This is a genomic window from Actinomyces ruminicola (assembly GCF_900103885.1).
Taxonomy (GTDB): Bacteria; Actinomycetota; Actinomycetes; order Actinomycetales; family Actinomycetaceae; genus Actinomyces; species Actinomyces ruminicola.
Genome location: NZ_FNIM01000001.1, coordinates 128,041 through 140,866, shown reverse-complemented (window position 1 = coordinate 140,866; position 12,826 = coordinate 128,041). Strand labels below are relative to the sequence as shown.

At 71.4% G+C, this 12,826-nt stretch carries 12 protein-coding genes; 9 read left to right on the top strand and 3 right to left on the bottom strand.

The window, feature by feature from the left end:
* Positions 1 to 30: 30 nt before the first annotated feature.
* Genes BLR49_RS00630 through BLR49_RS00620 form a run of 3 tightly spaced genes read right to left on the bottom strand, consistent with a single transcriptional unit; the run spans position 31 to position 2,911 of the window.
* Positions 31 to 447 carry a hypothetical protein gene (locus BLR49_RS00630; protein ID WP_092531888.1) on the bottom strand — a complete coding sequence of 139 codons (417 nt, stop codon included), beginning with the start codon at positions 445 to 447 and terminating at the stop codon, positions 31 to 33.
* 2 nt (positions 448 to 449) lie between these two features.
* Entirely contained in the window at positions 450 to 2,060 is a 1,611-nt protein-coding gene (locus BLR49_RS00625) for a hypothetical protein (protein WP_143013661.1), read from the bottom strand.
* On the bottom strand, positions 2,057 to 2,911 hold the full coding sequence (locus tag BLR49_RS00620; RefSeq protein WP_092531882.1) for an ABC transporter ATP-binding protein: 855 nt from the start codon (positions 2,909 to 2,911) through the stop codon (positions 2,057 to 2,059). The genes BLR49_RS00625 and BLR49_RS00620 overlap by 4 nt, the downstream gene beginning before the upstream one ends.
* 139 nt (positions 2,912 to 3,050) lie before the next feature.
* Between BLR49_RS00620 and pyrH the strand changes: the two genes are divergently transcribed.
* The 9 genes from pyrH (at position 3,051) to BLR49_RS00575 (ending at position 12,375) form a co-directional block, all read left to right on the top strand.
* Positions 3,051 to 3,803, top strand: coding sequence for a UMP kinase (gene pyrH / locus BLR49_RS00615; protein WP_092531879.1), 753 nt, complete (start codon positions 3,051 to 3,053; stop codon positions 3,801 to 3,803).
* 108 nt (positions 3,804 to 3,911) lie between these two features.
* Entirely contained in the window at positions 3,912 to 4,469 is a 558-nt protein-coding gene (gene frr, locus BLR49_RS00610) for a ribosome recycling factor (RefSeq protein WP_092531876.1), read from the top strand.
* A gap of 42 nt (positions 4,470 to 4,511) precedes the next feature.
* Positions 4,512 to 5,441: a phosphatidate cytidylyltransferase gene (locus BLR49_RS00605; RefSeq protein WP_092533268.1), complete on the top strand. Its 930-nt coding sequence runs from the start codon at positions 4,512 to 4,514 to the stop codon at positions 5,439 to 5,441.
* Positions 5,442 to 5,581: 140 nt separating this feature from the next.
* Positions 5,582 to 6,862: a dual-specificity RNA methyltransferase RlmN gene (gene rlmN, locus BLR49_RS00600; protein ID WP_245690263.1), complete on the top strand. Its 1,281-nt coding sequence runs from the start codon at positions 5,582 to 5,584 to the stop codon at positions 6,860 to 6,862.
* Positions 6,859 to 7,404, top strand: a complete 546-nt coding sequence (locus tag BLR49_RS00595) for a DivIVA domain-containing protein (RefSeq protein WP_092531874.1) — start codon at positions 6,859 to 6,861, stop codon at positions 7,402 to 7,404. Before rlmN ends, BLR49_RS00595 begins: the two co-directional genes overlap by 4 nt.
* A gap of 8 nt (positions 7,405 to 7,412) precedes the next feature.
* Entirely contained in the window at positions 7,413 to 8,720 is a 1,308-nt protein-coding gene (dxr, locus tag BLR49_RS00590; RefSeq protein WP_092531871.1) for a 1-deoxy-D-xylulose-5-phosphate reductoisomerase, read from the top strand.
* Positions 8,721 to 8,732: 12 nt separating this feature from the next.
* A complete protein-coding gene (locus tag BLR49_RS00585) occupies positions 8,733 to 10,049 on the top strand; it encodes a M50 family metallopeptidase (RefSeq protein ID WP_092531868.1) in 1,317 nt (438 codons plus the stop codon).
* Between the two features lie 110 nt (positions 10,050 to 10,159).
* A complete protein-coding gene (ispG, locus tag BLR49_RS00580; RefSeq protein WP_092531865.1) occupies positions 10,160 to 11,341 on the top strand; it encodes a flavodoxin-dependent (E)-4-hydroxy-3-methylbut-2-enyl-diphosphate synthase in 1,182 nt (393 codons plus the stop codon).
* Positions 11,342 to 11,388: 47 nt separating this feature from the next.
* Positions 11,389 to 12,375, top strand: coding sequence for a GNAT family N-acetyltransferase (locus BLR49_RS00575; RefSeq protein ID WP_092531861.1), 987 nt, complete (start codon positions 11,389 to 11,391; stop codon positions 12,373 to 12,375).
* Positions 12,376 to 12,826: the final 451 nt, after the last annotated feature.

Below are 12,826 nucleotides of genomic sequence, written 5' to 3'. Positions count from 1 at the left end.
GACGGCGCGGTGTTGCTCTCCCGAACGGGCTCAGGACACCAGCATCTCGACGAGCCGGTTCCAACTGGTGCCGTGCGCCACGAGGTACTCATTCAGGCGGGCGTCGTCCTGCTCCAGCGCGGCCGCCGCCAGATGACGCGCGGAGACGTCGGAGTCGACCGCCAGCGCGACCGCCCGCATCGAGGCCGCCTTGGCGCGGTCGCCGAAGCCGACCGGCCGGGGCAGCAGCCGCCCCAGGCCGCGGCGGGGAACATCGGCGGTCGCCTCCTGCGTCAACTCCTCCCAACTCAGTCGGTGAGGCGTACCGACGAGCGCCTCCACCTCGGGGCTGGTGCGGAGCGCGGCGACGAACACATCCAGGGGCTCTGCGTTGCGTGCGCCGCGCTCACGCGCAACCGCGCGGGCGTCCTTGAGCACCGTCTTGGCGCTCTCATCCATTCCTGCCATGGTTATTCCTCCGTTTCGGCGGGACTGTTGATTGCGTTGACAAGATCTGTGTCGGTCGTCCGGCTCTCGATTCGCACCGTGTAGCGCGAGCCGGACCAGCTCGCAAGGGCGATGTGCAGCAGCGCCCACGAGACCAGTGCGGCGGCCCCGAACTGAGCGGCGAATGCCACATGCCCGGGTGCGAGGGACGATGTGCCCAGCCCGACGGCGAATGTGAGCGGTCCTCCCAGGGCGGAGAGCCCGCCGACGCCGCCGCTCAGTCGGTTCGACACGCCCCGTATGGATAGGAGCGCGGCGGACACGGAGCACGCCGCCGCTATCACGGGCCAGGTGAGCGCGCAACCGAGTGCGATGCCCACCGTCTGCTCTGAGACCCGGGCATGAGTGCCACCGAAGATGGTCAGCAGACAGATCGCCCACGCCTGCGACGCCGGTAGGAGGCAGCTCCACGCGCCCACTTCCAGGGCGCTGCGGCGGGTGCTGCTCGCCGCAGCAAACGGGGGATAACGAGCCTCGGCCAGGGCGCCGTCCAGCGTGCAGGAGGAGGCGGCTAATCCGCCCATGATCAGGAAGGCGAGCGGCCACCACTCCGGCAGCAGCCAACCGACCAGGCGGCCGGCCGCATAGGCCGCCAGCGCCTCGAAGACAAAGGCCCTCCAGGTGTGTCGGCGTTTCGTCTCCCACCATTGGCGGACGGCGAAGGCGGCCGCGCCCTGGACGAAGCCGGGCATGCGCCCGCTTCGCGCACGGGCCGGGCGCATGAGCGCCAATGCCGCGGAGGCGTCCCGGCTCTCGGCCAGGTCCAGGATTGCCGCGAGCTGGTATGCGGGCGCTGCCCATAAGGGGGTCAGCCGGGGCGCCAGGACCATCACCACCGCGTAGGTCACTGCGGTGGCGGCGGCGAGCAGCATGGCCGACAGCCAGTGGCCGGTCAGGAGTATGAAGACGCGGCCCAGCACGTGCAGGGCCCCCACCCCCTGCTCCGGCACGCGGGCGAGCACACTGCATGCCAGTACTGCCGCCGGACTCCACCACGCCAGGGTCAGGAGCGGGCGCGTGCGGGGAAACGCCCACGTAGCGCAGCCGCAGGCCAGGCGGGCGCTGGTCATCCAGGCGCCGAGTGCGGCGAGCACCGCCCACAGGCGCAGGCGCGAATCGAGGCTCGCCCATTGCGCGGGCGCCAGCCCGACGAGTACCGCGCTCAGGTACAGGCCACCGATTGCGGGAGCTGGCAGGCGGGCGAGGACGCCCGCGGTGAGCGATACGCGAATCAGGGAGCCTGAGTCCACGACGCCGATGTCACCGGTGTTGAGGATGACTGGAGCCCGGGTCAGTGAATGACAACCCCAGACCGTGAGGGCTCCGATCAGCAGCACACCAAGCACGTTTTGCAAAACCCCGTCGGGAATCGCCGGCGTGCGCGCTGACGGGGGTGCTGCCAGAATCCAAAGCAATCGGGCACTCACCAGCACCACGCCGACGCAGGCCAGCCGAATCGGCCAGTGGGTGAGCAGCCCTCCCACCTTGTGCCGGAGACTGCGCAAGCGGGCCGCCAGCAGCACTGCGACCAGTCGTGAGGCATGCTGCCGGCTGCCGGGGCGCGCGGCGGTCATGGACTCGTCCCGTCGAACTCGTCCAGCCGGGGCCGAGAACTACTGCGGCTGACGGCGGCGAAGGCGGCCTCGAACGCGGTCTTGGAACCGGAGGCCTCGCCAAGCCGCACGAACTGCACGGGCGTCCCGGAGAACACGAGTCGACCATGGTCCAGGACGATCAGCTCGTCCGCCACCCGTTCGGCGATGTCCAGCCGATGTGTCGATACCAGCACGCAGCGCCCCTGGTCCCGTAGCTGCTCCACCAGCGACATGAGCATCTCCTGGCCCGCGGGATCGAGTCCGTCGAAGGGCTCGTCGAGGACCAGGACCCGCGCACCCTGGCGCACCGCACAGGCGAGCATCAACCGCTTCTTCAAGCCCTTCGACAACTTGCTGGCCAGCACATCCGCGTGCTCATCCAGGCCCAGAGCCTCAAGGAACCTCTCCCCCCGCGCCCGGCTGAACCGGTCGAGGTCGTAAACCGCCTCCACCAGCCGTAGATGCTCGCGCACCGTCAATAGCGGGTAGACCAGTGAGGAGTCGGGAACGTAACCGACGGCGCGATCAGCGAGTGCGCCGTCACTCGGCAGAACGATGCGGGCGCCCCCACGGCTGATGGCCTCGTGCCCTACGAGGATGCGCATCAGCGTGGTCTTGCCGGCTCCATTGGGGCCAAGGAGGCAGGTGACGGCACCGTAGCGGACGTCCACGGTGATGTCTGTGAGGACGGCGGGTCCGTCGTAGCACTTCGTCAGCGCGCGTACCTCGATCGCGTTGGCATGATTGCCTTGGCGAGGCGATCTTTCGGTGAGTCGCCGACGCTCGTGTGGTGCTGACGCTCCGTTGAGACTGAACCCGGGCACGGCCATTCACCCCGTGGATATGCGTTCCGTCGCCCCTCACTCTATCGTTACCTCCGGCGCGCAGCCACCCTGTACGGGTAGGCTGTGCCGAGCGCCCGCACGCGAGCCGCCGAACCGTCCGCACCCCAGCCAGGAGGCAAAACGCATGAGCGAGACCCCGGACCGCGATGATCGTATAGCCCACGGAACGCACCCCCGCCGAGTACTGCTCAAGCTCTCCGGCGAGGTGTTCGGCGGAGGCTCGGTGGGCCTGGACGCCGATGTGGTGGCCGATGCCGCCCAGCAGATCGCCACCGCCATCAAGCAGGGCGTGCAGGTGGCGATCGTCGTGGGCGGCGGAAACTTCTTCCGCGGCGCCGAGCTGTCCGCCCGCGGCATGGACCGCGCCCGCGCCGACTACATGGGCATGCTCGGCACGGTCATGAACGCGCTGGCCCTGCAGGACTTCATCGAGAAGGCCGGGGTGCCCGCCCGGGTCCAGTCCGCCATCACCATGACCCAGGTGGCGGAGCCCTACATCCCGCTGCGCGCCATTAGGCACATGGAGAAGGGTCGCGCCGTCGTCTTCGGCGCCGGCGCCGGCATGCCGTACTTCTCCACCGACACCGTCGCCGCCCAGCGCGCCCTGGAGACCCACTGCGACGAGCTGCTGGTCGGCAAGAACGGGGTCGACGGCGTCTACACCGCCGACCCGCGCCGCGACCCCACCGCCGTCAAGCTCGACCGCCTCACCTACGAGCGTGCCCTCGCCGACGGGCTGCAGGTCGCCGACGCCTCGGCCTTCGCCCTCAGCCGAGACAACGAGCTGACCATGCGCGTGTTCGGCATGGGCGAGCCCGGCAACATCACCCGCGCCCTGCTGGGGGAGGACATCGGCACCCTCGTCACCCGCGACTGACCAGCCGTGCGCCCGCCCCGCGCCGACGCACCCACGCACTCCGCCGACCAACGCCGACCAACGCCGACCAACGCCGACCAACACTGCAAACAACCGAAGGAACCCACCATGATCGACGACGTCATGCTCGAGGCCGAGGACAAGATGGACAAGGCCCTAGACGCCGGCAAGCACGAGCTCGCCTCCATCCGCACCGGCCGCGCCAACCCGTCCATGTTCAACGGGATCATGGTCGACTACTACGGGGCGCCCACGCCCCTGCAGCAGCTGGCCTCCATCACGATCCCCGAGGCCCGCTCCGTCATAGTCAGCCCCTACGACCGCGGCGCCATGAAGGAGATCGTCACCGCGATCCGCGAGTCGGACCTGGGCGTCAACCCCACCGACGACGGCACCGTCATCCGCGTCACCCTGCCCGTGCTGACCGAGGAGCGCCGCCGCGACTACGTCAAGCTCGCCCGCTCCCGCGCCGAGGAGTCCCGCGTCCAGGTGCGCGGCGTGCGCGCCAAGGCCAAGAAGGAGCTGGAGGCCATCAAGCGCGACGGCGAGGCCGGCGAGGACGACGTCAAGCGCGCCGAGAGCGAGCTGGACGCCCTCACCAAGCGTTACGTCGAGCAGATCGACGCCGCCCTGGCCACCAAGGAGTCCGAGCTCCTCGAGGTCTGACCGCACCACACCGACCGCCTCCCGCCGCAAGCCGTGAGCCTGCTGTCCGCTCTGCTCACCCCGCCGCCGACGCGCAATCGCGCCCCCCTGCCCGCTACCGGCAGGGCGGGACGCAACCTGCCCGCCGCCGTCGGGGTCGCGGTCGTCCTGGTCGGGGCGATCCTGGCGTCGCTGGTGTTCAACAAGGCCGCCTTCGTCGGCGTAGTGGTCCTGGTCGTGTGCGGTGCCCTGTGGGAGCTGGCCGGCGCCTTCGCCCGCAAGGGCATCCGCCTGCCGCTGGCCCCGCTGTGGATAGGCACGCTCGGGGTGGCGGTATGCGCCTGGCGGGCGGGTGCGGAGGCCGCCCTGGGCGCCTACATCGCCACCGCCGGCGCCTGCGTGGTGTGGTGCTTCCTGGATCAGGCCGAGGCCGAGTCCGGCACCGTCCTGGAGGAGGCCGGGCATGACGTGCTGCGCACCGAGGCCCACGACGCCGTGCGCCGCTCCCGCTCCGTGAATGCCTCGGCGTCCGTGTTCGCCGCCACCTACCTGCCGTTCCTCGCCGGATTCGCGGTGCTGCTGGTATCCCAGCCTCACGGCGTGGGCAAGGTCCTGACCCTGATCGCCCTGCCGGTGGCAAACGACACCGGCGGCTGGCTCGCCGGCATCAACTTCGGCAAGCACCCGATGGCGCCACGCGTGTCTCCCAAGAAGTCCTGGGAGGGGCTGGCCGGCTCCCTGACGGCCGCCGTAGGTGCCGGCGTGGCCTGCCTGTGGACGCTGAACGGTCCGTTGTGGGCGGGGGCCGTGCTGGGGGCAACGGTCGTCGTCGTCTCCACGCTCGGCGACCTGGGGGAGTCCCTGCTCAAGCGCGACCTGGGACTGAAGGACATGGGCACCCTCCTGCCCGGCCACGGCGGCCTCATGGACCGGCTCGACTCCATCCTGGTGGCCGCGCCGGTGGTTTACGTCTTCAGCCTGCTGGTCGGGTGAGGCGGGTATGACCTTGACGCCGTCTCGCCGTCCGCCGCTGACTGTGACCGCCGCCGTGGCACCGGTGGCGGGGCGCGAGTACGCTTCCCGGGCAGCCGCCCCGGCGTGCGGCCGCAGCGACCGAGAGGATCATTGACCCAGTGAGCAACACGCACGACGCCACCCGCGCACGCGGCAGGCACTCCGGGCCCACCCGCCCGACGGCGCCGCGCCGCCTCGCCGACCGCGGCCGCGTCCAGGTGCTGCCCACGGACCAGCCGCCGGAGGGAGCCACCAGTCCCGATGCCCGGCCCCGCCTGTCCTTCGCCGTCCCGCCCGCGCGCGGCAAGGCCCCCCGGCACCTGGCCGACCTGGATATGGCCGGTCGCAAGCGGGCCCTGCGCGATGCCGGCCTGCCCGCATTCCGCGCCGATCAGCTCTCCCGCCACTACTTCAGCCACTTCACCCGCGACGCCGCCGACATGACGGACCTGCCCGCCGCCCAGCGCGAGCAGTTGTGCGGCGAGCTGCTTCCCGACCTCATCCACGAGGTGCGCGCCCTGCGCGCCGACGGCGGCCGCACCATCAAGCACCTGTGGGCCCTCCATGACGGCGTGCGGGTGGAGTCGGTACTCATGCGCTACCGGGACCGCACCACGCTGTGCGTCTCCTCCCAGGCCGGCTGCGGCATGGCCTGCCCCTTCTGCGCCACCGGCCAGATGGGCTTGACCCGCAACCTGTCCGCCGGCGAGATCGTCGAGCAGATCCGCCACGCCGCCGCCCTGTCCGAGGCGGGCGGCCTGACCGGCGGCCCCGCCCGCCTGTCCAACGTGGTCTTCATGGGCATGGGCGAGCCCATGGTCAACTACAAGAACGTCGTCGCCGCCCTGCACCGGATCATCGACCCGGCCCCGGAGGGCTTCGGCCTGTCCGCCCGCGGGGTCACCGTCTCCACCGTTGGGCTGGTCCCGCTGATCCGCAAGCTCGCCGGCGAGGGCCTGCCGGTCACCCTGGCGGTATCGCTGCACGCCCCCGACGACGAGCTGCGTGACGCCCTGATCCCCGTCAACTCCAAGTGGAAGGTCGGCGAGCTGCTCGACGCCGCCCACGACTACTTCGAGGCCACCGGGCGGCGCGTGTCCATCGAGTACGCCCTGATCAAGGACATGAACGACCACGCTTGGAGGGCCCGGTTGCTCGCCGACGAGCTCAACCGCCGCGGGCACGGCTGGGCGCACGTCAATCCGATCCCACTGAACCCCACCCCCGGCTCCATCTGGACCTGCTCCGAGCCGGGCGTGCAAGACCTCTTCGTCGACACGCTGCGTCGTGCCGGCATTACCACCACGGTGCGAGACACTCGTGGCAGCGACATCGACGGCGCCTGCGGCCAACTGGCCACCGAGGCGCTCAACCAGGAAAGGGCGGCGCACACCCGATGAGCGACATGTTCCCCAAGGTCGGCCTGTTCAAGCAGGGGTACCGCGTCGAGCAGGTGGATGGCTACTTCGAGACCGCCCACGAGATCTACGACGCCGGCGAGCTGGCCGAGATGGACTCCGAGGGGGTGCGCACGGTCGCCTTCGACATCGTCCACGGCGGCTACCGGCCCGACGCCGTCGACGCCGCCCTGGATCGGCTCGAGACCGCCTTCCTGCAGCGCCGCCGCGCCGAGTACGTGGCCGCCAACGGGCGCAAGGCCTGGATGGACCAGGTGGCGCAGCTGGCCACCACGCTGTACCCGCGGCTGCTGCGCCCGGCGGGCGAGCGCTTCGCCCCCGCCGACCGCCAGGGCTACGACAAGGACGCAGTCGACGCCCTCATGGATCGCATCGCCGCCTACTTCGACTCCGACGGCGCCCTGACCTCCACCGAGGTGCGCGCCGCCGTCTTCCCCGCCGCCCGCGGGAAGAAGGCCTACGACGAGGCCAGCGTCGACCGCTTCCTCGCCCGGGCCGTCGAGGTCCTGCTGTCGGTGGAGTGAGGGCACCCATGGCCGCAAGCGGAGGCGCCGCCGAGCGCGCCGTGATCCTGCTCGGCTCCACCGGCTCCATCGGCACCCAGGCCCTCGACGTCATCGACCACCTGACCGACCGCCTCGCCGCCCGCACGGCCGAGGCGGGCGGATCTGCCGGAGCGCCGCGCGTGGTCGGGCTGGCCGCCGGCGGCAGCCGCCTGGAACTGCTCGCCGAGCAGGCCGTCGCCCACGCCGTGCCCCGCCTGGCCGTGTCCGCAGGAGCCGACGCAGTTCCGGCGCTGCGGGCCGCCCTGGCAGAAGCCGCCGCCCGGGCGGGCCGCCCCGATCCCGTAACCCAGATCCTCACCGGCCCGGATGCCGCCGGCGACCTGATCGCCGCAGCCGACGTGGGGGAGGGGGACGTGGTCCTCAACGGCATCACCGGCTCGGTGGGCCTGACCCCCACCCTGGCCGCCCTCGCATCCGGCGCCACCCTCGCCCTGGCCAACAAGGAGTCCCTGGTAGTCGGCGGCGCCCTGGTCAAGCGGGCGCTGCGCCGTCCCGGACAGGTCGTGCCCGTCGACTCCGAGCACTCGGCCATCGCCCAGGCGCTGCGCGCCGGCGTGCACGAGAAGGGAATGACCAGCCCCACCGTCAGCGGCCGCAGCGAGGTGCGGCGCCTGATCCTGACCGCCTCCGGCGGCCCCTTCCGCGGCCGCAGCGGCGCCGACCTGGCCGGCGTCACCGCCGCCCAGGCCCTGAATCACCCCACCTGGGCGATGGGCCCGGTGGTCACCGTCAACTCCTCCACCCTGGTCAACAAGGGCCTGGAGCTGATTGAGGCGCACCTGCTGTTCGACGTCGACCCCGCAGACATCACCGTGGCCGTCCACCCCCAGTCCGTGGTGCACTCCATGGTCGAGTTCATTGACGGCTCCACCATCGCCCAGGCCTCCCCGCCGGACATGCGCCTGCCCATCGCCCTGGGCCTGACCTGGCCGCACCGCCCCGACCTGGACGGCCTGGTTGCCCCGCAGGCCTGGGATGCGCCCACCGCCTGGACCTTCGAGCCACTGGACGGCGGCACCTTCCCGGCCGTGGACCTCGCCCGCGCCGCCGTGGCCGCCTCCGCCACCCACCCGGCCGTGTTCAACGCCGCCAACGAGCAGGCCGTGGCCGCCTTCCTGGACGGGAGCCTGGACTGGCTGGACATCGTCGGCATCGACGCCGCCGTGCTGGAGGCCCACACCGGGCACGCCGACCCGGATCTCGAAGACGTGCTCGCGGCCGACGCCTGGGCGCGCGCCCGCGCCGACGAGCTGATCGCCGCCCGCACCCGCTGACCAGGAGGCCCCTTGAGCCACACCCTCGCCTACGTACTGGGCGTCATCGTCCTCATCATCGGGATCGGCCTGTCGGTCGCCCTGCACGAGCTGGGGCACATGCTGCCCGCCAAGCACTTCGGCGTGAAGGTGCCCGAGTACTTCATCGGCTTCGGCCCGAGACTCTGGTCCACGCGGCGCGGGGAGACCGAGTACGGCATCAAGGCCATCTGGCTGGGCGGCTACGTGCGGCTGCTGGGCATGCTGCCGCCGGCACGTGCCGACCACCCGGACAAGCCCGGTTCGATGATTGCCGAGGCGCGCGCGGAGTCCCTGTCCGAGCTCGGCCCCGGAGAGCAGGATCGTGCCTTCTACCGCCTGAGCACCCCTCGCAAGCTGCTGGTGATGGCCGGCGGCATCCTCACCAACCTGGCCCTGGGCATCATCTGCCTGACCGTCGCCCTGGGCGTGGTCGGCCAGCCCGCCTACACTGCCACCCTGTCCTCGGTGTCCGAGTGCGTCTCGAGCGATATTGACGCCGGCGCCGCCTGCACCGACGCCGATCCCACCTCCCCGGCCGCCGCAGCCGGGCTCCGGGCGGGCGACACGATCACCTCCTGGGACGGGACCCCCACCACCACCTGGGCGGACGTGCAGGCGGCCATCGCCGCCGCCGGAACCGAGCCGGCCGCCGTCGTCGTCGACCGGGACGGGCAGGAACTGAATCTGACAGTCACCGCCGTGGAGGTGCCCCGCACCGTCTACGACGCCGAGGGCAACCCGACTACAGACGACTCCGGCGAGGTGGTGACGCAGCTGCGCCCCTACGTGGGCATCGGCCCCTCCCTGGGTACCGTGCGCACGTCCCCGGGCGATATTCCGCAGGTGGTGGGCAGCGCCGTCGGCCAGACCCTGAAGGCGATCGTGACGCTGCCGGTCGGCCTCTACCACGCCGTCGCCGCCGGGCTGGGCCTGGAGGAGCGCAGCCCCGACGGCCTGGTCAGCCTGGTCGGGGTGGGCCGCATCGCCGGTGAGGTGAGCAGCGCCGGTGCCGGGACGGGCACGGGCCTGCCCCTGTCCGTGCGCCTGTTCTACATGCTGAACCTGCTCGGCTCTCTGAACCTGGCCCTGTTCGCCTTCAACCTGATCCCCCTGCTGCCGCTGGACGGCGGACACGTCGCCGGTGCCTGCTGGGAGGGGATCAGGCGCGTCTGGGCGCGCACGCACCGCCGCCCCGACCCCGGCTACGCCGACACCGCCCGGATGCTGCCGGTCGGGCAGGTGGTCTTCTACCTGCTGATCATCATGGCCGCGATCCTCATCTGGGTGGATATCGTCGCCCCCATCTGAGCCGCCCGGGCCCGCCGCGGTCGCGAGGCGCCCGCCCCTGGGAGCCAAATCGCACCCCTTGTGAGCCGGCCGCTCCGCGGCGGGGCCCGCCCGGTGCCATACTGGGAGGCGTGACAGAAGCGATCGCTCTAGGCATGCCGACCGTGCGCGAGGAGCCCCCGGTGCTGGCCCCGCGCAAACCCACCCGCAAGATCCGTGTTGGCGACGTGGCCGTAGGCGGTGACGCCCCCATCTCCGTGCAGTCGATGACCACCACCAAGACGCACGACATCGGCGCCACCCTGCAGCAGATCGCCGAACTCACCGCCGCCGGCTGCGACATCGTGCGCGTGGCCTGCCCCACGGACAAAGACGCCGCTGCGCTGCCGGTGATCGCCAAGCAGTCGCGCATCCCGGTCATCGCCGACATCCACTTCAACCCCAAGTACGTCTTCGCCGCCATCGAGGCCGGCTGCGGCGCCGTGCGCGTCAACCCCGGCAACATCCGCAAGTTCGACGACAAGGTCGCCGAGATCTGCAAGGCCGCCGCCGACCACGGCACCTCCCTGCGCATCGGCGTCAACGCCGGCTCCCTGGACCCGCGCCTGCTGAAGAAGTACGGCAAGGCCACCCCCGAGGCGCTGGTGGAGTCCGCCGTGTGGGAGGCGAGCCTGTTCGAGGAGTGCGGCTTCCACGACTTCAAGATCTCCGTCAAGCACCACGACGTGGTCACCATGGTGCAGGCCTATCAGCTGCTCAGCGAGCGGGGGGACTGGCCCCTGCACCTGGGCGTGACCGAGGCCGGCCCCGCCTTCCAGGGCACCATCAAGTCCTGTGCCGCCTTCGGCATCCTGCTGGCCCAGGGCATCGGCGACACCATCCGGGTGTCCCTGTCCGCCCCGCCCGTGGAGGAGGTCAAGGTCGGCACCAAGCTGCTGGAGTTCATGGGGCTGCGCGAGCGCAAGCTGGAGATCGTCTCCTGCCCGTCCTGCGGGCGCGCCCAGGTGGACGTGTGGTCACTGGCCGAGTCCGTGGAGGAGGGCCTTAAGGACGTGTCCGCCCCGCTGCGCGTGGCCGTGATGGGCTGCGTGGTCAACGGCCCCGGTGAGGCCCGCGAGGCCGACCTCGGCTGCGCCTCCGGCAACGGCAAGGGCCAGATCTTCGTGCGCGGCAAGGTCGTCAAGACCGTCCCCGAGGACCAGGTGGTCGAGACGCTGCTGGAGTACGCCCAGGACATGGCCGAGCAGATGCGCTCCGAGCTGGGTGAGGAGGCCCTGGCGGGTACCTCCCCGAGCGTGGTCGCCAGCGCCTGACCTCTTTTCGCCTCACCGCGCCCTTACGGACAACCGCCTGCGAGCACGTGAACCTGTTCGGCCGCCGCCCGCCATCGCCGCTTACCCCGCTCGACCCGACCCAGCTGGACGGGCTGCTCGAGCTGTGCTCCATCGACTCGGTCGCAGGCGTCTGCCTGGCGCACCAGGTGCTGCGCTGGCCCAGCTGGGCGCGAGGGGACGTCGTCGCTGACGATCGGTGGCGTCCCGCGGCCGGCGCCTGGGCCACCGGCTCGCTGATGCCCTTCGGACTGGCCGCGCGGCCGGAGCTCGGACACCCAGGTGCCGGAGACCATGTGGCCCATGCGCTCGCGGACCATGCCTACCGGCGCCTGAGCCACCACGGCTCGGTGGCCGGGCCGGCGGCGGACGTCGCGGCCGTATGGGAGCACCTGGCCGCGGCCGGCATGCGCTCGCGCGAGGAGCGCTGGGAGCAGCCCCTGCTGGTGGCGCCGCGGATCGCCGGAGGCACACTGGCCACCGCTGCCTTGAGACGGCGCCCGGGCCTGGCCTGGGCGGCGGCCGGGGTGCACCGGGCGACGCCCGCGGAGGAGGCGCTGGTGCTGCCGGCGAGCGTGGACATGTTCACCGGGGAGCTCGGCTACGACCCGACCACCGCGGGCTCCTCCTACGCCCGACACGTGAACTGGCTGATCACTTCCGGGCGCAGCTACGTGCTGCTCGACGACGGCGCCGGGGCCGCCGCGGGGATGGACGCCGCTGCGGGCGTGTATGGGGGAGCCGCCGTGGCCTTCAAGGCGGACGTGGGCGCGCTGTGGTCGCGGCCGGGCGGGGCGGTGGCACAGCTGACCGGCGTGTGGACCCGCCCGGATCTGCGCGGACGCGGCATCGGCTCGGTGGCGCTGGCCGCCGTGGTGGACGCGGTGCGCCGCGACCACATGGGTGGTGACGGCGTGGTGAGCCTGTACGTGAACTCCTTCAACACCGCCGGCCTGGGCCTATACCGCAGTCTTGGCTTCGAGCGCGTGGGCACCTTCGCCACCGTGCTGCTGTGAGGCCGGCCGAGCGCGGCGCTCACCTGTATACGGAGCTCTTCCGGTTTGTGGGTGTGCTGGTGAGGCGAGCGCAGCCCAGGATCCGCCTTGCCACCGATGCGCGCCGCCCCTATCCCCGGTGTCGTCTGCGGCCCAGATCGTGTGCGGTGCAGGCCAGAACCGCATGGCGGCAGCTGGCCTTGAGGACGTGGGGGAGCCCTTGAGGACGCTGAGCAACCCGTGAGGACGCCGTCGCGGGGTGCGTTCTGGGCGGCTCGCCCGCGTTCTCGACGCCGGACCCGCGTCCTCGACGGGAGCAGGGATGCGTTTCTGCGACTTCCGGAACCAGCTACCACACCCCCAAACCGGAAGAGCTTGTTCTTCGCTCCTCGGCGAGCCGTTTCACCCGGTTGTGTAAGGCGGGCCGCAGGTCGATGGTGGTGCGCATGACATGCATCATGCAGTAATGCGT

Coding starts and splice junctions, on each gene's coding strand:
- BLR49_RS00625 (WP_143013661.1), bottom strand. CDS start 2,060: ATGACCGCCGCGCGCCCCGGCAGCCGGCAGCATGCCTCACGACTGGTC.
- frr (WP_092531876.1), top strand. CDS start 3,912: ATGATCGACGACGTCATGCTCGAGGCCGAGGACAAGATGGACAAGGCC.
- BLR49_RS00620 (WP_092531882.1), bottom strand. CDS start 2,911: ATGGCCGTGCCCGGGTTCAGTCTCAACGGAGCGTCAGCACCACACGAG.
- pyrH (WP_092531879.1), top strand. CDS start 3,051: ATGAGCGAGACCCCGGACCGCGATGATCGTATAGCCCACGGAACGCAC.
- dxr (WP_092531871.1), top strand. CDS start 7,413: ATGGCCGCAAGCGGAGGCGCCGCCGAGCGCGCCGTGATCCTGCTCGGC.
- BLR49_RS00630 (WP_092531888.1), bottom strand. CDS start 447: ATGGCAGGAATGGATGAGAGCGCCAAGACGGTGCTCAAGGACGCCCGC.
- BLR49_RS00595 (WP_092531874.1), top strand. CDS start 6,859: ATGAGCGACATGTTCCCCAAGGTCGGCCTGTTCAAGCAGGGGTACCGC.